The 19,583-nt window shown below is 68.7% G+C and carries 17 protein-coding genes and 3 pseudogenes; 11 read left to right on the top strand and 9 right to left on the bottom strand.

All coding sequences use genetic code 11. The features are described 5' to 3' along the window. Window position 1: 1 nt before the first annotated feature. From F1643_RS08180 to F1643_RS08170, 3 genes are all read right to left on the bottom strand, one after another. The gene (locus F1643_RS08180; RefSeq protein ID WP_206692402.1) at window positions 2-1,249 is read right to left on the bottom strand and encodes an MFS transporter; all 1,248 of its coding nucleotides are present in this window, start codon (window positions 1,247-1,249) and stop codon (window positions 2-4) included. 338 nt (window positions 1,250-1,587) lie between these two features. Then, window positions 1,588-2,277, bottom strand: a complete 690-nt coding sequence (locus tag F1643_RS08175; protein WP_194912498.1) for a hypothetical protein — start codon at window positions 2,275-2,277, stop codon at window positions 1,588-1,590. 139 nt (window positions 2,278-2,416) lie between these two features. Continuing rightward, the gene (locus tag F1643_RS08170; RefSeq protein ID WP_194912497.1) at window positions 2,417-3,442 is read right to left on the bottom strand and encodes a sensor histidine kinase; all 1,026 of its coding nucleotides are present in this window, start codon (window positions 3,440-3,442) and stop codon (window positions 2,417-2,419) included. 320 nt (window positions 3,443-3,762) lie between these two features. On the opposite strand from F1643_RS08170, the pseudogene F1643_RS08165 reads away from it, so the two are divergent. The 9 genes and pseudogenes from F1643_RS08165 to F1643_RS22600 all read left to right on the top strand — a co-directional run bounded on the left by F1643_RS08165 (window position 3,763) and on the right by F1643_RS22600 (window position 12,709). Next, a pseudogene (locus F1643_RS08165) lies at window positions 3,763-4,784 on the top strand (amino acid ABC transporter substrate-binding protein). A gap of 212 nt (window positions 4,785-4,996) precedes the next feature. Continuing rightward, on the top strand, window positions 4,997-6,154 hold the full coding sequence (locus F1643_RS08160; RefSeq protein WP_194912496.1) for an amino acid ABC transporter permease: 1,158 nt from the start codon (window positions 4,997-4,999) through the stop codon (window positions 6,152-6,154). Next, the gene (locus F1643_RS08155; protein WP_194912495.1) at window positions 6,151-7,311 is read left to right on the top strand and encodes an amino acid ABC transporter permease; all 1,161 of its coding nucleotides are present in this window, start codon (window positions 6,151-6,153) and stop codon (window positions 7,309-7,311) included. Before F1643_RS08160 ends, F1643_RS08155 begins: the two co-directional genes overlap by 4 nt. 22 nt (window positions 7,312-7,333) lie before the next feature. Continuing rightward, a pseudogene (locus F1643_RS08150) lies at window positions 7,334-8,076 on the top strand (amino acid ABC transporter ATP-binding protein). A 35-nt stretch (window positions 8,077-8,111) separates the two neighbouring features. Continuing rightward, window positions 8,112-8,819 (top strand): response regulator, encoded by a 708-nt coding sequence (locus F1643_RS08145; protein ID WP_194912494.1) that lies wholly within the window; start codon window positions 8,112-8,114, stop codon window positions 8,817-8,819. 577 nt (window positions 8,820-9,396) lie between these two features. Next, window positions 9,397-11,610, top strand: a complete 2,214-nt coding sequence (locus F1643_RS08140) for a methyl-accepting chemotaxis protein (protein ID WP_194912493.1) — start codon at window positions 9,397-9,399, stop codon at window positions 11,608-11,610. Between the two features lie 41 nt (window positions 11,611-11,651). After that, window positions 11,652-12,065 carry a hypothetical protein gene (locus F1643_RS22610; protein WP_255542537.1) on the top strand — a complete coding sequence of 138 codons (414 nt, stop codon included), beginning with the start codon at window positions 11,652-11,654 and terminating at the stop codon, window positions 12,063-12,065. Then, a pseudogene (locus tag F1643_RS22605) lies at window positions 11,986-12,348 on the top strand (transporter substrate-binding domain-containing protein); the annotation flags it as partial. The gene F1643_RS22610 and the pseudogene F1643_RS22605, both read left to right, overlap by 80 nt. Window positions 12,349-12,439: 91 nt before the next feature. Further along, window positions 12,440-12,709: a hypothetical protein gene (locus F1643_RS22600; RefSeq protein WP_255542565.1), complete on the top strand. Its 270-nt coding sequence runs from the start codon at window positions 12,440-12,442 to the stop codon at window positions 12,707-12,709. A gap of 67 nt (window positions 12,710-12,776) precedes the next feature. Here F1643_RS22600 and F1643_RS08130 read toward each other — a convergent pair whose 3' ends face one another. The 6 genes from F1643_RS08130 to F1643_RS08110 form a co-directional block, all read right to left on the bottom strand. Next, window positions 12,777-13,490, bottom strand: coding sequence for an ABC transporter ATP-binding protein (locus F1643_RS08130; protein WP_194912492.1), 714 nt, complete (start codon window positions 13,488-13,490; stop codon window positions 12,777-12,779). Continuing rightward, entirely contained in the window at window positions 13,480-14,235 is a 756-nt protein-coding gene (locus tag F1643_RS08125; protein ID WP_194912491.1) for an ABC transporter ATP-binding protein, read from the bottom strand. The genes F1643_RS08130 and F1643_RS08125 overlap by 11 nt, the downstream gene beginning before the upstream one ends. Next, window positions 14,232-15,254 (bottom strand): branched-chain amino acid ABC transporter permease, encoded by a 1,023-nt coding sequence (locus F1643_RS08120; protein ID WP_194912489.1) that lies wholly within the window; start codon window positions 15,252-15,254, stop codon window positions 14,232-14,234. The genes F1643_RS08125 and F1643_RS08120 overlap by 4 nt, the downstream gene beginning before the upstream one ends. After that, window positions 15,251-16,120, bottom strand: a complete 870-nt coding sequence (locus tag F1643_RS08115) for a branched-chain amino acid ABC transporter permease (protein ID WP_194912487.1) — start codon at window positions 16,118-16,120, stop codon at window positions 15,251-15,253. Before F1643_RS08115 ends, F1643_RS08120 begins: the two co-directional genes overlap by 4 nt. 179 nt (window positions 16,121-16,299) lie before the next feature. Continuing rightward, complete coding sequence (locus F1643_RS22595) at window positions 16,300-16,548, bottom strand: hypothetical protein (protein WP_255542536.1); 249 nt, start codon at window positions 16,546-16,548, stop codon at window positions 16,300-16,302. 4 nt (window positions 16,549-16,552) lie between these two features. Further along, window positions 16,553-17,485, bottom strand: a complete 933-nt coding sequence (locus F1643_RS08110) for an ABC transporter substrate-binding protein (RefSeq protein WP_255542535.1) — start codon at window positions 17,483-17,485, stop codon at window positions 16,553-16,555. 340 nt (window positions 17,486-17,825) lie between these two features. Here F1643_RS08110 and F1643_RS08105 point away from each other — a divergent pair, with 340 nt between their 5' ends. Both F1643_RS08105 and F1643_RS08100 read left to right on the top strand, forming a co-directional pair. Further along, the gene (locus tag F1643_RS08105) at window positions 17,826-18,686 is read left to right on the top strand and encodes a CoA transferase subunit A (RefSeq protein ID WP_194912485.1); all 861 of its coding nucleotides are present in this window, start codon (window positions 17,826-17,828) and stop codon (window positions 18,684-18,686) included. Continuing rightward, a complete protein-coding gene (locus tag F1643_RS08100; RefSeq protein ID WP_194912591.1) occupies window positions 18,686-19,495 on the top strand; it encodes a CoA-transferase subunit beta in 810 nt (269 codons plus the stop codon). Before F1643_RS08105 ends, F1643_RS08100 begins: the two co-directional genes overlap by 1 nt. Window positions 19,496-19,583: the final 88 nt, after the last annotated feature.

Raw genomic sequence — 19,583 nt, 5'->3', positions numbered from 1 at the left:
ATCAATCGCCGGCGCAGGCCTCGGCCAGCCGGGCGTCGGCGGCACGGCTGGCGGCGCGGTCGTCCAGCATCGCCAACGCCCACACGGCCAGACCGCCCAGCGCCAGCGCCGAGCCGACCCAGCCGGTGGAGGTCCAGCCCCAGCCGGCAGCGATCGCCATGCCGCCCAGCCAGGGGCCGAGCGCGTTGGCGGCGTTGAAGGCGCTGTGGTTCAGCGCGGCGGCCAGCGTCTGCGCATCCTCCGCCACATCCATCAGCCGGGCCTGCAGCGGGGTGCCGAGCCCGCCGCCGCAGCCGATCATGAACACCACGACCGACACGAGCCAGACATTGCCGGCGGCGAAGGGATAGAGCGCCAGCGAGCCGGCGCTCCACAGCAGGAGGAATGCGACGGTCGGCATCAGGGCCCGGTCGGCGGCCCAGGCGCTGACCAGCGTGCCGACGGTCATGCCGGCGCCGAACACCGCCAGCACCACCGGCACCGCCGACGGCGAAACCTGCGTCACCTCCATCAGGGTCGAGGCGACGTAGGTATAGACGGCGAACATGCCGCCGAAGCCGATGGCGCCGATGCCCAGCGTCAGCCAGACCTGCCGCCGCTTCAGCGCGCCCAGTTCGCGCAGCGGGCTGGCGTTCGGATGCGGGCGGTCCTTCGGTGCGAAGATCCAGACCAGAAGCACGGTCAGCAGGGCCAGCAGCCCGACCACGCCGAAGCCCCAGCGCCAGCCCAGCGCCTGCCCGATCCAGTTTGCCATCGGCACGCCGACGATGGTCGCCACCGTCAGGCCCAGCATGGTCCGCGACACCGCCTGCGCCCGGCGCTGCGGCGGCACCAGCGACGCCGCGACCAGGGCGGCCACGCCGAAATAGGCGCCGTGCGGCAGGCCGCTCATGAAGCGGAAGACCAGCATCCAGCCGTAGGAGGGCGAAAAGGCGCTGGCCACATTGGCGGCGGCGAAGACCGCCATCAGCCCGATCAGCAGGGTCCGCCGCGACAGCCGCGCCGCCAGCACCGCGATCACCGGCGCGCCCACCACCACGCCCAGCGCATAGGCGCTGATGACGTGACCGGCGGTCGGCTCGTCGATGCCGAGGCCCCGGGCGAAATAGGGCAGCAGGCTCATCGTCGCGAATTCGGTCGTGCCGATGGCGAAACCGCCCATGGCGAGCGCCAGAAGCACCAGCCCGGAACGGGCCGGGGCCGCCTGTGCCCCGGCACGCATGTCGCCGTGATGGCCGGCAGAAGCCATGGTCGTTTCTCCGCTGTCGCCGCTCGATGAAGGAATTCTGGAACCCGGCGGTCAGGGGACGGAAAACGACCGGGAGAGGGTCAGGATATTTGCCGCACCCCCGCTGAGGCAATCCGCCGCAGGCCGCCAATTTCGCAGATGCGAGATGAGCGGCGGGCATGGCTCGGGGAAACAACTCCCTCTCCCGCCCCGGGAGAGGGAAGGGGCCCGCCGCGAAGCGGTGGGAAGGGTGAGGGGTCAGGCACGAAGCCATGCGGTTCGGGACTCTTGCCTTGCCCCTCACCCTCCCCACTTCGTGGGTCCCCTCCCTCTCCCGGGGCGGGAGAGGGCATTCATGCCTACAGCAGATCCTTGAACAGCGGCATTTCCGGCGCTTTCGGAGTCTTGCCCTGTTTGCGCGGGGCGGACTTCCGTTTCGGCTTGTCCTCCGCGCTGGCGGGCTGCTCCACCGGCAGTTCCGGTGCCGCCATCGGCATCGGCAGTTCGGCGGCGGGCTCCGGCGCCTCCTGCGGCTGAGCGGGCACGGGCTCCGGCGCGGCGGCAATCTCCGGCGCCGCCTCCACCATCGATTCCACAGGCGGCGCGGCCACCGGCGCCACTTCCGGGGCGGCTTCGGACGCAACTTCCGGCGCAGCCTCCGCCTCCGGCTTCGCGGCCTTCTTCCTGGACGGCCGGCGCGGCGCGACGCCGACGCCTTCCTTGGCGCGCTGCTTGCCCATGTCGCGCGCCTGGGCTTCCGGCGCGGCGGGATCCTCGGTCAGCCATTTGCGGCGCTTGATGACCTCGTTCACGCGGCCCTGGTTGACGCCCAGCTGGAAGGCGATCTCCTGCTGGGTCATGTTGGTGGTTTCGTGCAGATGCAGGATCTCGGCGGCCAGTTCGGGCGTCATCTTGCGTCCGGTCAGGCGCCGCGCCGGGCGGATGGAGCGCTGGCTGCGGTCGCGCGCCCTCAGGGATTCCAGGATCTCCAGCGCCGCCGTGTTGCCCGCCGCCTTCAGCGCGTCCTCGAATTCCTTCAGCGTCGCCATAAGCTTCCCTCCCCCTGTCACCGGCCCCTGTCGCCGGCCGGTCCCCGCTGCAACCGGCAGGATCACAGATAGTTCGTCCCATGGCGACGGAAAAGCCGCAATGGACATCGAGACAAGCGTGGGCGGGACAAGCGCTGGCTCAGGCGGGAAAGCTCAAGTCGATCCGCGTACCGGCGCCGTCGGCGGGGCCATAGCTCAACTGGCCGGACAGCTGGCCGGCAAGGCTCTGGATGATTTTCCAGCCCAGACTCGGCAGGCGCAGGACGTCGACGCCTTCCGGCAGGCCGACGCCGTCGTCGGTCACCCGCAGGTGCAGATGGCCGGGTTGGTCCGGCACGGCATGCAGTTCGATGGCGACGATCCCGCCGTCGCGGCCGACGAAGGCGTGCTTCAGGGCGTTGGTCAACGCCTCCACGATCAGCAGGGCCAGGGCCAGCAGCCGTTCGGGCGACTGCGGCGCCGCCCCGACCGAGACGCGGCAGGTGACGTCGGGCTTGCCGGCCGCCTCCAGCATATCCCGGCACAGCCCTTCGATGTGGCGGCCGAAATCGTCGCCGGACCGGGGATCGTGCAGGCGCCGGTGCACCCGCGCCATGGTGTCCAGCCGCCGCCCCGCCTCCTCCAGCGCCGCCATCGCCCCTTCCGGCGACCGGCCGACCGACCGCCTCTGCAGGTCGAGGACCGACGAGACGAACTGCATGTTGTTGGCGACGCGGTGCTGAAGCTCGTGGAACATGGTGGTCTGCGCCGCCAGCAGGGACGCGGTGCGGGCACGCTCCTCCTGAAGGCGGGCCAGCGTCACCTGCATGCCGTAGATCAGCGCGATGTCCACCGTGACGATCACCGCATAGAAGGTCAGCGCCAACCCGCTGGAGGCATTCAGCGTGAAGGTTTCGTAGGGCGGAATGAAGAAGTACCAGGCGGCCAGCCCGGAGAGCACCGCCGTCATCACCCCCGGCCCCAGCCCGACGATGAAGGTGGTCAGGATCACCGCCGGGAAGAAGGTGAGATAGGGGAAGCCGGACGGAAGGATGCCGTCGACGGCCCAGCGCAGCAGCAGGGCGACGACAAAGGTCGTCAGCCCCGCGCCATAGCGCAATGCTGGACCGCGCCGCAGCAGCGAAAAGCGCGCCACACGCTGCCAGACCGTCCGAACCGACCCCATCGACATCCCGTTCCCGCAATCCCCGACGCTAGCATATCACCAGCACTCAGCGCTTGTAGGGTCCGTCCGCCGATGACGCACGGAAATTCTCGGGGCAGCCCCGTGACCAGTATCGGGCGAAGCGCAACCGTCGGTTTCGCTGCGGGAGAGGGGGTTTGTCCAAAGCTGTTCACATCTCCGCCACATCCGTTCAAGGACGCGGGGCACTTTGTTCAATCCGCTGAGCGATTGTCGGCCTTGCGCGGCGGCCGGGACCATGCCTCGCCCCGGCGCCCCTAGAATGAACAAGGCTGAAGGAGCCACGCCCCGTGAAGACCCGTCTGAACGCGCTCGCCATCGCGGCCACCCTGTCCGTCTCCGCTCTCGCCCTGTCCGGCACCGCCCAGGCCGGCGCCACCTTCGACGGCGTGAAGCAGAAGGGCTACGTCCAGTGCGGCGTCAATCTGGGCCTCTACGGCTTCTCGTCGCCGGACGACAAGGGCAAGTGGTCGGGCCTGGACGTCGACGTCTGCCGCGCCGTCGCCGCCGCCATGTTCGGCGACGCCGAAAAGGTGAAGTACACCCCGCTGTCGGCGCAGCAGCGCCTGCCGGCCCTGCAGTCCGGCGAGATCGACATCCTCGCCCGCAACACCACCCGCACCCTGACCCGCGACACCGCCAACGGCCTGAACTTCGCGCCGACCAACTACTATGACGGCCAGGGCTTCATGGTGTCGGCCAAGCTGGGGCTGAAGAGCGCCAAGCAGCTGAACGGCGCCACCGTCTGCGTCCTGCCCGGCACCACGACCGAGCAGAACGTCGCCGACTTCTTCCGCGCCAACAAGATGACCTTCAAGCCGGTCGTCATCGAGAAGAACGAGGAGCTGCACAAGGCCTTCTTCAGCGGCCGCTGCGACGCCCTGACCTCCGACGCCTCGCAGCTGGCCGCCATCCGCGCCGCCGAGACGCCGAACCCCGCCGACTACGTCATCCTGCCGGAACTGATCTCCAAGGAGCCGCTGTCCCCGGCCATCCGCCAGGGCGACGAGGAATGGGCGAACCTGGTGACCTGGGCCTTCTACGCCATGGTCCAGGCCGAGGAGAAGGGCATCACGTCGGAAACCGTCGACGCCGCCATGACCTCCCCCGATCCGGACGTGAAGCGCCTGCTGGGCGTCACCGCCGGCAACGGCAAGGCTCTGGGCGTGGAAGAGAACTGGGCCTTCAACATCATCAAGCAGGTCGGCAACTACGCCCAGAGCTACGAGCGCAATGTCGGCGCCGGCTCCAAGCTGAAGATGCCGCGCGCCAGAACGCGCTCTACACCGACGGCGGCATGATGTACGCCCCGCCGATGAAGTAAGGCCGCGCATTGCCCCCACCCTAACCCTCCCCCGCTGGGCGGGAGAGGGAACTCCGCCGCCCCGCGACAGACTCCCTCCCCTGCGAAGCTCACGCACAAAGCTTCGCTTTGTGCTGACGCGGCAGGCGGACCGTAGGTCCGCCGAGAGCGGGGGAGGGTCGGGGTGGGGGCAAGTGTTCGCTCGACTTCACTCCCCCGCACGGAGCATCACCATGACCAACCTGATCCAGGCGCTGAACTCCGCGCGCGTGCGGGGGTGGCTGTACCAGGGGATCTTCCTGGCCGGCGCCCTCGCCGTCGCCGGGTATCTCGTCTCCAACACCCTGACCAACCTCGCCAACCGCGGCGTCGCCACCGGCTTCGGCTTCCTCGAACGCGAAGCCGGGTTCGAGATCGGCGAAAGCCTGATGAACTACGCCGCGTCGGACACCTATCTGCGCGCGCTGGTCGTCGGCCTGCTGAACACCCTGTCGGTGTCGGCCGCCGCCGTCGTGCTGGCGACCGTGCTGGGCGTCGCCGTCGGCGTGGCGCGGCTGTCGTCGAACTGGATGGTCGGCCGCTTCGCCGCCGTCTTCGTCGAGACGGTGCGCAACGTGCCGCTGCTGCTGCAGCTGGTGGTCTGGTACACCATCATGAACCGGCTGCCGAGCCCGCGCGAGGCGCTGGAGGTGGTCCCCCACGTCTTCCTCAGCAACCGCGGCATGAAGTTCCCGGTGCTGGTCGATCATCCCGGCCATGGCTGGACCTTCCTGGCGCTGCTGGCGGGCATCGCCGCCGCGGTCGCCATCGTCCGCTACGCCCGCCGCCACCGCGAGGCGACCGGCAAGCCCTTCCCCACCCTGCCGGCGGCCGTCGCCGCGGTGGTGCTGCCGCCGGTCGCGGTGTTCGTCGCCACCGGCGCGCCGCTGGCCTTCGACGTGCCGGCGCTGGCCGGCTTCAACTTCGAGGGCGGCGGGTCGATCACCCCGGAATTCACCGCCCTGCTGATCGGCCTGTCGGTCTACACCGCCGGCTTCATCGCCGAGATCGTGCGCTCCGGCATCCTCGCCGTGCCGCATGGACAGACCGAGGCCGGTCTGGCGCTGGGCCTGTCGCCGGTGCAGATCCTGCGGCTCGTCATCCTGCCGCAGGCGCTGCGGGTGATCGTGCCGCCGCTGACCAGCCAATACCTGAACCTGACCAAGAACAGCTCGCTGGCCGTCGCCATCGGCTATCCCGATCTGGTCAGCGTCACCAACACCTCGGCCAACCAGACCGGCCAGGTGGTGGAGGCGGTGGCGATGATGATGGCGGTCTATCTCGTCATCAGCCTGTGCATCGCCGGCTTCATGAACTGGTACAACCGCCGAGTGGCCCTGGTGACGCGATGAGCAAGGAAGTCCCGACCAACACCACCGCCTGGGCCGCCTCCTATGAGGAGGAGCCGTCGCAGGCTTCCGTCCCGCCGCAACCCAATGGCGTCACCGCGCTGAAGCCGCTGGGCTGGGCACCGGTCAACTGGGCCAAGGCCAACCTGTTCGACACGCCGCTGAACACGGGCCTGACCGTCCTCTGCCTTGCCATCCTGTGGTTCTCCGTGCCGCCGATGGTGAACTGGCTGCTGCTGAACGCGGTGTGGAGCGGCTCGTCGGAGGCCTGCCGCGAGGCGGCCGGCGCCTGCTGGTCGATCATCGCGGTCAAGCACCGGCTGATCTTCTTCGGCACCTACCCCTACGAGGAGCAGTGGCGCCCGTTCCTGGCCTGCGGCCTGTTCGTGGCGATGCTGGGCGTCAGCGGCGTGCGCGCCTTCTGGCGGCCCGCATTGGCCGTTGCCTGGGCGCTGGTTCTGGTCGGCATGGGCGTGCTGATGTGGGGCGGCGTCCTCGGCCTGACCTATGTCGCCAACGACCGCTGGGGCGGGCTGCCGATCACGCTGATGCTGTCGGTCTTCGCCATCGCTCTCGCCTTCCCGCTGTCGATCCTGCTGGCTCTCGGCCGCCAGTCCTCGCTGCCGGCCATCCGCACCTTCTGCATCGGCTTCATCGAGCTGATGCGCGGCGTGCCGCTGGTCAGCGTGCTGTTCATGGCGTCGGTCATGTTCCCGCTGTTCCTGCCGGAAGGCGTGACGGTGGACAAGCTGCTGCGCGCACTTGCCGGCCTGACCCTGTTCACCGCGGCCTATCTGGCGGAAGCCGTACGCGGCGGCCTGCAGGCGATCCCCAAGGGCCAGTACGAGGCCGCCGACGCGCTCGGCCTGTCCTACTGGCAGAAGACCCGGCTGATCGTCCTGCCGCAGGCGCTGCGCATCGTCATCCCGCCGATCGTCAACCAGTTCATCAGCTGCTTCAAGGACACCTCGCTGGTCACCATCGTCGGCCTGTACGACCTGCTGACCGCCGCCACCGTGGCGACGACCGACCCCGAATGGCGCCCCTACTTCGCCGAGGTCTATGTCTTCGCCGGCATGATCTTCTGGCTCTTCTGCTTCAGCATGTCCCGCTACAGCCAGTGGCTGGAGCGTCTGGCCAACCGCTACACCCGCCGCTGACCGGCCTTCTGGAGACCGTGAAATGACCGAGAACGCCATCATCGAACTCCGCAAGGTCGGCAAGTGGTACAACAGCTACCACGCGCTGCGCGACGTCAGCCTCAGCATCGGCAAGGGCGAGAAGGTCGTCGTCTGCGGCCCTCGGGCTCGGGCAAGTCGACGATGATCCGCTGCATCAACCGGCTCGAGGCGCACCAGACCGGCCACATCGTCGTCGACGGCATCGAGCTGACCGACGACGTGAAGGCGGTGGAGAAGATCCGCCGCAAGGTCGGCATGGTGTTCCAGAACTTCAACCTGTTCCCGCACCTGACCGTGCTGCAGAACCTGACGCTGGCCCCGATCTGGGTCCGCGGCATGGCGAAGTCCGAGATCGAGGAAATCGCCATGATGTACCTGAAGCGGGTGCGCATCCCCGATCAGGCGCACAAGTTCCCCGGCCAGCTGTCCGGCGGCCAGCAGCAGCGCGTCGCCATCGCCCGCGCGCTGTGCATGCGGCCCGAGATCATGCTGTTCGACGAGCCGACCTCCGCCCTCGACCCCGAGATGGTCAAGGAGGTGCTGGACGTCATGACCGAGCTGGCGGGCGAGGGCATGACCATGGTCTGCGTCACCCACGAAATGGGCTTCGCCCGGCAGGTCGCGGACTCTATTGTCTTCATGGCCGAGGGCTCGATCATCGAGAGCGGGTCGCCGGCCGAATTCTTCGAGAACCCGAAAAGCGAGCGCACCCGCCAGTTCCTGGGCCAGATCCTGGAACATTGAGGCGATAGGGACGCTGGAAAGCGGACGAGAGGGCCATGCCGGCGACCATTGCCATCACCGACGACGACGCGGTGACGCGCGAGACGCTGAAGTCCTACCTGACGGACGAGGGCTTCGACGTCCTGCTGGCCCGAAGCGCGGAAGAGCTGAAGGACCTGCTGGTGACCGCCGCGGTGGACCTCGTGCTGCTCGACATCCGGCTGCCGCGCCAGGACGGGCTGACCCTGACCCGCGAGCTTCGCGCGTCGTCGGAGATCGGCATCATCCTGGTCAGCAGCCGGGCGGAGAAGCTGGACCGCATCATCGGGCTGGAGATGGGGGCCGACGACTACATCGCGAAGCCGTTCGAGCCGCGCGAGATCCTGGCCCGGGTGCGGAACCTGCTGCGCCGGCTGAAGGCGCCGGGCGACCAGCGCGACGACCGCCGGCGCCGCTTCTCCGGCTGGACGCTGTGGCTGGACCGCATGCGCCTGACCGACCCGCAGGGCCAGCCGGTGCGGCTGACGGGTGCGGAGTTCGAGCTGCTGTCGACCTTCGTCTGCAACCCCGGCCGGGTGATGAACCGCGACTATCTGCTGACGGCGACGACCCGGCGGAAGACGGACGCGACCGACCGCACCATCGACAGCCTGGTCCGCCGCCTGCGCCGCCTGATCGAGACCGATCCCGCCGACCCGCGGCTGATCGTGACCGTCCACGGCACCGGCTACCTGTTCGCCGGCGACGTGACGCAGGACGGGTGAGGAAACGCGCGCGCCCCGGCCAGAATCCCCTCTCCCCCCCGGGAGAGGGTTAGGGTGAGGGGGTAGCGCGGCAAGGCTCCTCAAGAACCGTGCACCGCCCGCTCGCCACGGAATCCACCCCATGCATCCCCCTCACCCCGCCCCTCTCCCCGGGGGGGGGAGAGGGAGTGAGGCCGGGAGAGGGTGACAGTCTGCCTACCCCGAGCAAACTCCCCCGTCGCAGCAGTCTCGCGGCGGCCACGCGCTCGGCAGCCTGGCCACGGGACATGCGAAAAAATTCGCACGGTCCCGTGGCCTTATTTTTATGCAATTCCCGAGGCCGGCAGCCTATTCCGAAGTCAACGCACCACAGACGGTTGAGTCTCGTCTTGCCCCATTCTCTTTCCGGAAAGTCATAGGCCGTCGAACCGGCATAGAACCCGCCTCATCCTTTGCCCCCGTCCGCTCCGCTTGTCTCAAATCCAAACGAAAAGACACGAACTGTTCACATTTGGACGCTAAACCGTTCAAAGGGCCCTGCGACGATGTGCGCGTAGCAATCCGTGAAACCGTTTTTGTGGCGGCGGGGGGTTTGGGCATGACGGCAATCTCGAAGACGGCGGGCGGCACCCTGGACGACACCGATGCCCGGTATCGGTTCTGGACCCTGCGCCGCGCCATGGTGTCGGTGGTCGGCGTGCTGGTGGCGGCGCTGATCGCCAGCCAGGCCTGGGTGTCGCAACGCTACACCGACTTCGCGCTCGAAACCTTCAATACCAGCGCGGCGGCGACCCTGCGGGTGCTGTCCAACGACCGCATCCGCAAGAACTACACGGACTGGCTCCAGGGCCACGCCAATGAATGGAGCCGCGATTCCTTCCTGGTCGACAGCATCAACCAGAAGGACCCGGCCAAGACGATGCTGGCGTTGAAGAACATCAACGCCCGCCCGGTCGTGGTCGACCGCGAGGTCCGGCTGGTCTCGGTCGCCGTGTTCGATCCCGAGATGAAGCGGATCGCCGCCACCGGCGGTGAGCAGGACAGCGTCGCCACCGTCGCCCCGCTGTTCGAGGCGCTGAAGTCCCGCGACCTCGCCGACAAGCGCCGTCCGGCCAGCCTGCTGTGGCGCGACGGCCAGGGCCGGCCGCTCTACAGCATGATCGTCCCCATCGGCGGCTTCCGCGTCCTCGGCTTTCTGGAGGTGGTGACCGATCCGCTGCCCGCGCTCGCCAGCCTCGGCGCCGTGCTGGACGCCGACATCCGCTTCACCGACGCCAAGGGCGCCGTGCTGTTCGAATCGAAGGGCAGCGCGCCGTCCGACCATGCGCAGATCTCCAGCACCACGGTGGCGCTCGGCGGCGATGGCGGGCTGCCCTGGGCGACGGCGGAGATCTCGCGCGACGTCGCCGAGTTCGTCGGCGCCACGGAGGAACTGCGCAACGACGCCCTCAAGATGGTCGCCGCCTTCGCGCTGGCCGTCGCCGTCGCAGCCGCCCTGCTTCTGCGCGTCGCCGTCTTCGCCAACCTGCGCAAGTTCGCCCGCGCCATGGAGCAGATCGCCGCCGGCGACCTGTCCATCGAGGTCCCCCGCACCGGCCGCGACGAGCTGGCGGTGATGGGAACGGCTTTGCGCGGCCTGCGCGGCAGTGTGGAACAGGTGCTTTTGATGAAGCGGATGGTCGACAGCAGCCCGGTGCCCACCGCCCTGTTGCGAACGGACGGTCAAGTAGGGTTCGTCAACCCGGCCGCCCGCGCCTTCTGCGAGGCGCATGGCATCGACCCGACCGGTCCCGACCTGCTGGCCCAGGGGCCGGGCTTCACCGCGGACTGCACCGATCCCGCCCGCCCGCCGATCCCGCGCCGCACCCTGACCGTGGGCGAGACGACGGTGGAGGCCCATGTCGACACCGTGTTCGACGACCAGGGCAATGTGCTGGGCAAGACGTTGTCCTGGACCGACGTGACTGACCAGATGCGCTCCGCCGCCCTCGCCCGCCAGTTGATGGAGGACGTGCATCAGGTGGCGTCGGGCGTCGCCGCCCAGTCGGGCCAGCTGCGCGAGTTGGCCGACGCGCTGCGCCGGGAGTCGGCCGGCACCATCGACAGCACGGTCAGCGCCGGCAGCTTCGTCGCCGAGAGCAACCGCAACGCCGCCACCTGCAACGACAGCGCGGAAGTGCTGATGGACACCATCGGCAGCGTCTCCAGCCTCGCGACCGAGGCGGCGGGGGTGGTCGGCGCCACGCTGGGCGAGCTGACCGCCGCCCGCGGCGTGGTCGGCCAGCTGGGCGAGAACACCGAGCAGATCCGCCGCATCGTCGACGTCATCACCGGCATCGCCCACCAGACCAAGCTGCTGGCGCTGAACGCCACCATCGAGGCGGCGGCGGCCGGCGCCGCGGGGCGCGGCTTCGCCGTGGTGGCGGCGGAGGTGAAGAAGCTGGCGGAGGAGACCGCCAAGGCCACGGTGCAGATCGCCGGCTCGGTCAACGCCATCAACGGCAGCATCCAGAACACCGTCGGCACCTTCGCCCGCATCTCCGGCTCGGTCGAGCGCATCAACGAGGTGCAGGACCTCATCGGCGAGGCGGTGGCGCGCCAGACCGACTCCTCCACCGACATCCGCAACCGGGTCGGCGTGATCGCCGGCAACACCGGCGAGGTGGCGACGCTGATCGACGGCGTCAGCGCCCAGGCCGCGCGCACCGGCGACATCGCGGGCTCCCTGACCCTGACGGCGAACACGCTGGCCGAGGAAGCCGCGTCGCTGCATAGTCTGCTCGGCACGCTGCGCGCGCAGCAGGCGGCCTGACCACGGCCCGGCCGGCGGCAGCGCCGGGGCCGTTCGAGGAGATGGATTTCGCGATGGGGCTGGTCGGGACCCTCCGGCGCTTCGCTGCCGGGTTGTTGCTGGCGTTGGCGGCGCTGCTACCGCTGGCACAGGCTCTCGCCGGCGACGGCGAAACGCTGGAGCGCATCCACGGCCGCGGCTTCCTGGTCTGCGGGCTGCGCAGCGGGGTCAGCGGCATCTCCTTTTCCGACCCGCAGGGGCATCTGGACGGCTTCCTGGTCGATGTCTGCCGCGTCTTCGCCGCGGCGACGCTGGGCAACGCCCAGGCGATCCGCGTCGTCCGGCTGCCGGAGAAGCCCCAGGAATTCCAGGCGGTGGAGAAGCACGACGGTCGATATCGCGCTGACCACCACCACCTGGACCTTCAGCCGCGACCTGTCGCACGACATCGAATTCCTGATGCCGCTGCTGCATGACGGCCAGGGCTTCGCCATCCACAGCGACGGCACCGCCCCGCCGCTCGACCGGCTGGGCGCGCGCACGGTCTGCGTCAAGACCGCGACCACGACCGTCCGCAACCTGGAAGACCATATCCGCAAATCCGACCTGCCCTGGTCGATCCGCACATTCCAGACCCTGGACGAGGCGCTGCAGGCCTTTCTCGCCCACGAATGCGACCTGCTGACCACCGACCGCACGGTCCTGGTCACCTCGCTCGCCGGCTACCGCAAGGCGGGGATGGCCATCCACATCTACCCCGACGTGATCTCGCGCGAGCCGCTGACCCCCTACGTCGCGCGGGGCGACCGCAAACTGGTACGACATCGCCCGCTGGGTCCTCCACGCCATCGTGCTGGCCGACGCCAAGGGAATCACCGCCGCCGACGTGCAGGCCGGCCGCATCCCCGACGACCCCGAACTGCACCGCATGCTCGGCCATGCCGGCACCGCCGCCCGCAACCTGGGCCTGCCCGACGACTGGGCTCTGCAGGTGCTGGCGCAGGTCGGGAACTACGGCGAGATTTTCGACCGCAACCTCGGCATCCCCTACGGCATGGACCGCGGGCAGAACAAGCCCTGGACCCAGGGCGGGCTGCTCTATTCGCCGCCGTTTAGGTGAAAAACCTCCCGACCCCCCCCCCAAGATCCCCTCTCCCCGGGGGGGAGAGGGGGATTTCACCATCCCCCTACCCCGCCAGCGCCACGCCCAGATGCCGTTCCAGCAGCGCCGCATCCGCCTTCGCTTGCGCGGCCGGTCCGGCATGCACCACCCGGCCGCGGTCGAGGAAGACGACGCGGTCGGCGAACTCCAGCGCGCGGTCGACCTGCTGCTCCACCAGAACGACGGTCATGTCGAGATTCGACAGCGCCGCCATCAGCGTGTCGCAGATCACCGGCGCCAGCCCCTCCAGCGGCTCGTCCAGCAGGAGCACCGTCGGCTTGCCGAGAAGCGCGCGGGCGACCGACAGCATCTGCTGCTCGCCGCCCGACAGCTCGCCGCCGCCGTTGCGCCGCCGTTCGCCCAGCCGCGGGAACAGCGTGTAGGCCTCCTCCAGCGCCGAGCGCGGACGGCCCTTCAGCCCGGTGACGAGGTTCTCCTCCACCGTCAGCGACCTGAAGATGTCGCGCGTCTGCGGGACATAGCCGAGCCCCGCCGCCGCCCGCGCCGAACTGTTCATCGTCCCCAGCTCCACCCCATCCAGCCGGATGCCGCCGCCATGGCGGGTGGTCTGGCCGACCAGCGTCGCCAGCGTCGTCGTCTTGCCCACCCCGTTGCGGCCGAGCAGGGCCAGCCGCCCGCCCGCCGGCACGCTGAAGGAGATGCCGTCGAGGATCAGCGTCTTGCCGTAACCGGCGCGCAGATCCGTGACCTCCAAAGCTCCGGCCGCTTCAGTGGGCATTGGTCCGGCTCCCCAGATAGACCTCGCGCACGCGCGGGTCGGCGGCGATCTGCTTGGCGGTGCCGCTGCACAGCAGCCGCCCCTGCGCCAACACGATGATCGAACTGGCGAAGCGGAAGACGAGGTCCATGTCGTGCTCGATCATCAGCACCGCCAGATCCTTCGGCAGCCGGTCGATGGCGTCGAGGATGCGCTGGCTTTCCGAATGGGGCACGCCGGCCGCCGGCTCGTCCAAAATCAGCACCTTCGGCTTCATGGCGAGCGCCAGCGCGATCTCCAGCAGCCGCTGCTGCCCGTAGGCGAGCGAGCCGACCGCCGTGTGCGCCGCAGGGGTCAGTCCCATGCTGCCCAGCAGCTCCGCCACCTCGTCGGCCAGACCGGCCACCCTGGCGACGTCGGCGAACAGGCGGAAGGTGCGGCGGTCGCGCTGCAGCACGGCCAGCTCCAGATGCTCGCGCACCGTCATCGACTTGAACAGCCGCGCCACCTGGAAGCTGCGGATCAGCCCCAGCCGCACCCGCTCCGCCGCCGACAGCCTGGTCACGTCGCGGCCGTCCAGCCGGACGGTGCCGGCGCTCGGCGGGATCACCCCGGTGACGAGGTTGACGAAGGTGGTCTTGCCGGCACCGTTCGGCCCGATCAGGGCGCAGCGGTCGCCCGCCTTCAGCGTCATGGAGATGTCGGACGCCACCTGGAGGCCGCCGAAATTCTTGGCCAGCCCTTCCACCTCCAGCAGCACCGTCATGCGCCGCCCTCCTTTCCGCGCCGCAGCCCGCCCAGCCGCTCCACCCCCGACACGATGCCGCCGGGCAGGAACAGGACGATGCCGATCAGGAACAGGCCGATGAAGGCCATCCAGTGATAGGGATCGTTGGCGGCCAGGATGTGGTGGACGCCCATGAAGGCGGCGGTGCCGATCACCGCGCCATAGAGCCGCCCCGTGCCGCCCAGCACCAGCATGACCAGCGCCTCCGCCGACCAGGAGAAGCCGGTGCTGTCCAGCCCGACGATGCCGCTGGTCACCGCGGTCAGGGCGCCGGCCACCCCGGCGAACACGCCGGCCACCGCATAGAGCACCACCAGATAGGATTTCGGCGAACCGCCGATGGCGGAAACCCGCAGCGGATCCTCGCTGACCCCGCGGCAGGCCAGCCCGAAGGGCGAGCGCACGATCCGCCGCGCCACCACCAGCCCGACCAGCAGAACCGCCAGCGCGAACAGGTAGGAGGTGTGGCCGAACATGTCGAAGCGGAACATCCCCAGCACCGGCGCCGGATCGATGCCCGACAGGCCGTCGCTGCCGCCGGTCCAGTCGCGCGCCTTGTTGGCGACCTCCTGCACGATCTGCCCGACCGCGATGGTCAGCATCAGCAGGGTCAGGCCGCGGGCATGCAGGATCAGGGCGCCGGTGACCAGCGCCAGCAGCCCGCCGGCCAGACCGCCGACCGCCAGCATCGCGAAGGGGTCGTTGATCCAGTTGACCGCGAGGATGCCGGCGGCATAGGCGCCGGTGCCGAACATCGCCGCCTGCCCCAGCGTGGCGATCCCGCCATAGCCGAGCACGAGGTCGAGCGACAGAACGAACAGCGCCGATGCGGCGATGCGGGTCAGCAGCGCCAGATCGTCCGGCAGCAGCCAATAGACAGCCAGCCCCACCGCCGCGATCAGCGGGATGCCGATCCAATCCAGGTCGCGGCGTTTGCCGAGCGGAGCGGGTCTGGTCATCCGGCCGGCCTTTCCGTCGCGCTCGGCGACGCTCGTCATGCCGTCCTCCCTTTGAAGAAGCCGTGGGGCCAGCGGAACAGGATCAGGATCAGGGCGGCGTAGAAGAAGAACTCGCCGAAATTCGGGATCAGGTATTTGCCGGCGGTGTCGACGATGCCCAGCGCCAACGCCGCCGCGGCCGAGCCGAAGATGCTGCCCGCCCCGCCGACCGCCACCACCGCCAGGAACAGCACGATGTAGCGGATGGCGTAATAGGGCTCCAGCGGCAGCAGCTCCGCCCCCAGCACGCCGCCCAGCGCCGCCAGCCCGGTGCCGAGCGCGAAGGTCGCCAGATAGAGCCGTTCCGTCCGGATGCCCAGCGCCGCCGCCATGGCCGGATCATCCACCGCCGCGCGCAGCCGGATGCCGAAGTCGGTGCGCTCCAGCAGCCACCACAGCCCCAGCAGCGTCGCCGCCCCGGCGCCGATCACGAAGGCGCGGTGGGTCGGGATCGCCTTCGGCCCCAGCTCCACCGTTCCGGTCAGCAGCTCCGGCAGAGGGATGCGCTTCAGCGTCGGGCCGAACAGATAGTTGATGCCGGCGACGATGACGAAGGTCAGCCCGATGGTCAGCAGCACCTGCGCCAGCTCGTTGGCCGATCCGTAGATGCGGCGGTACAGCAGCCGTTCCAGCGGCAGCGTCGCCAGCACCGTCAGCGCCACCGCCGCCACCAGCGCCACCCCATAGGGCAACCCGACGCTCTGCGCCGCATAGGACGCGACATAGCCGCCGACCATGGCGAAGGCGCCATGCGCCAGATTGACCACCCGCATCAGCCCCAGCGTCACCGACAGCCCGACGGAGATGATGAAGAGGATCATGCCGTAGGCGACCCCGTCGACGGCGATCCCGAACATGGTTTCCATGGTGTCTCTCCGTCTGCCCTCTCCCGCCCCGGGAGAGGGAGGGGACCCGCGCCGAAGGCGTGGGGAGGGTGAGGGGTGAGACAAGAATCCAGAAGCGCATGGCTCCGTGCCTCACCCCTCACCCTTCCCGCTTCGCGGGCCCCTTCCCTCTCCCGGGGCGGGAGAGGGATACCCTCCCCTCACTTCCCCACCTTGTACCCATAGTCCGGCTGGTTCGGGAACGCCTCCTTCTCGACGTTCTCCAATTTGCCGTCGATCTTCTCGACGGTACGCAGATAGATCGTCTGGGTGACGTGGCGGCTGTTGGGGTCGATGGTCAGGGGTCCGCGCGGGCTTTCCCAGCTCATGCCCTTCACCGAGTCCACCGCCTTGGCGCCGTCGATCCTGCCGCCGCCACCGTTCTTGATCATCTGGTAGATGACATGCACGCCGTCATAGGCGCCGACCGAGCTGAAAGGTGACGGTATCGGTCGATCCGAACATCTCCTTGTGCTTGGCGACGAAGGCCTTGTTCTTCGCCGAATCATGGGCGCGGCTGTAGTTGAAGGTGGTGGTGATGCCCAGCGCGGCGTCGCCCAGGGCCGGCAGGTCCGGTTCCTGGGTCAGGTCGCCGGGACCGAAGAACTTGATGCCGGCCGCCTTCAGCCCGGTGTCGTTGAAGGCCTTGGCGAAGGCGAGCGTCGACGGACCGGCGGGCAGGAAGGCATAGACCGCCTCCGCGCCGGAATCCTTGATGCGCTGCATGAAGGGGGCAAAGTCGTTGGACTTCATCGGCATGCGGATGGTGTCCACCACCGTGCCGCCATGCTTTTCGAAAGTGGTCTTGAAGGCGGTCTCGCCGTCGATGCCGGGGCCATAGTCGCTGACCGCCGACACCGCCTTCTTGATTCCCTGCTTGGCCATGTATTCGGCCAGCGGCACCGTGTTCTGCCACAGGGTGAAGGAGGTGCGGACATAGCGCGGTGACTTTTCCGTGATGGCGGAGGTCGCGGCGTTGAAGATCACGCAGGGAATGTTCGCCTCGTCGATCAGCGGGGCGACGGCCAGCGCGTCGGGCGTGAAGAAATAGCCGGCGAGGAAGGACACCTTCTCCTTGACGATCAGTTCCTGCGACAGCGCCTTGCTTTGTGCCGGGTTGGCCTGGTCGAGGTCCTTGTAGATGAACTCGACCGTGTCGTTGCCGACGGTCTTGCCATGTTCGGCCTGATAGATCTCGATCGCCTCCCGGAAGGTCTTGCCGACAACGCCGTAGGGTCCCGAGAAGGGCGCGACGACACCGACCTTGATGGTAGCGGCCCCGGCCGAACCGGCCGTCAGCGCCAGACCGAACGCCGCACCCAGCAGCGTGCGCAGAGTCCTCGTCATCGTCCCTCCCACATGTGACCATATGCCGGCGCCGGAACTCGCGACCCCGATCGTTGACTGTTCCGCTCAGCGTACTGAGGGGCAGCCGAACCGTCAAGTGCGATATTTGACTTTTAGTGCGATAAACGCCCAGAACGCGCTTACCGCTTAAATCATTGTTTAGGGCGCAAAAAATCGAAACTTGCGGATTTATCCACCGCGAACTGCTGGTATTGCGCCGCAATATGTGCGCTTATCGCACTTGCACGCTTATATTCGACCTTGACAGCTGAAACACCCCACGCTCAATCTGTGCGTAAAGGCGAGCGCTGGTGCGACAATCGCACAATCGGGAGGTCATATGGCCAAGATCACGCCCCTGCGCGAGGCGGTGGCGAGCCTCGTGCGCGACGGCGACACGGTCGCCCTGGAAGGGTTCACCCATCTGATTCCCCATGCCGCCGGGCATGAGATCATCCGCCAGGGCCGGCGCGGCCTGACCCTGGTGCGCATGACCCCGGACCTGATCTACGACCAGATGATCGGCATGGGCTGTGCGGCGAAGCTGATCTTCTCCTGGGGCGGCAATCCCGGCGTAGGCTCGCTCCACCGCTTCCGAGACGCGGTCGAGCAGGGCTGGCCGCACCGGCTGGAGATCGAGGAGCACAGCCATGCCGGCATGGCGAACGCCTATGTCGCCGGCGCCTCCAACCTGCCCTTCGCCCTGCTGCGCGGCTACACCGGCTCCGACCTGCCGAAGGTCAACCCGAACATCCGCTTCGTCGAGTGCCCCTTCACCGGCGAGACGCTGGCCGCCATCCCCTCCGTCCGTCCCGACGTGACGGTGATCCACGCCCAGAAGGCCGACCGCCGCGGCAACGTCCTGCTGTGGGGCATCCTCGGCGTCCAGAAGGAAGCCGTTCTGGCCGCCAAACGCTCCATCGTCACGGTCGAGGAGGTCGTCGACGATCTGGACGCGCCGCCGAACGCCTGCGTGCTGCCGGGCTGGGCGCTCTCCGCCGTCTGTCCTGTCCGCGGCGGCGCCTTTCCGTCCTATGCGCAGGGCTATTCGGAGCGCGACAACCGTTTCTACAAGGCCTGGGACGCCATCGCCCGCTCGCGCGAGGAGTTCCGCGCCTGGATGCAGCGCCATGTCCTGGACACCGACGATTTCGCCGGCTTCCGCCGCGTGCTGGCCGAAAGCATGAAGGAGGTCGCATGATGGCCACCCCTAAGACCATTGCCGAAACTCTCGACTTCACCGCGACCGAGATCATGACGGTGGCGGCCAGCCGGCTGCTGAAGAACGGCACCGTCTGCTTCGTCGGCATCGGCCTGCCCTCCACCGCCGCCAACCTCGCCCGGCTGACCCATGCGCCGGACGTGGTGCTGATCTATGAATCCGGTCCCATCGGGGCCAAGCCGACTGTGCTGCCGCTGTCGATCGGCGACGGCGACCTCGCGCTGACCGCCGACACCGTGGTCGGCACGCCGGAGATCTTCCGCTACTGGCTGCAGGGCGGGCGGATCGACGTCGGCTTCCTCGGCGCGGCGCAGGTGGACCGCTTCGCCAACATCAACACAACCGTGATCGGCCCCTACGACGCGCCCAAGGTGCGCCTGCCCGGTGCCGGCGGCGCGCCGGAGATCGCCTCCCAGGCCAAGGAGGTGTTCATCGTGCTGAAGCAGAGCCCCAAGGCCTTCGTCGCCAAGCTGCCCTTCGTCACCTCGGCAGGCCATCTCGACGGCGGTGACGCGCGGGCCAGGGCCGGCATCCCCGGTGCCGGGCCGACCGCGGTCATCACCGACCTCGGCATCCTCACCCCCGACCCGGTGACCAAGGAACTGACCCTGACCGGCATCCACCCAGGCGTGACGGTGGAGCAGGCGAAGGCGGCAACCGGCTGGGACCTGACGATCTCGCCCGAGCTGAAGACCACCGAAATCCCGGACGCCGGCGCGCTGGCCGCGCTGCGCGACCTCCAGGCCCGCACCGCCGCCGCCCATGGTCAAACAGGCGGAGAAGGATGACATCATGCGTGACGCCTATATCTGCGACGCCATCCGCACCCCCATCGGCCGCTATGCAGGATCCCTGTCGTCGGTGCGGGCCGACGAT

Origin of the sequence: Azospirillum sp. INR13, from assembly GCF_015390205.1 — a bacterium.
In the GTDB taxonomy this organism is placed as follows: domain Bacteria; phylum Pseudomonadota; class Alphaproteobacteria; order Azospirillales; family Azospirillaceae; genus Azospirillum.
The sequence above is the reverse complement of the archived record's forward strand: the minus strand, read 5'-3'. Positions and strand labels throughout refer to the sequence as shown.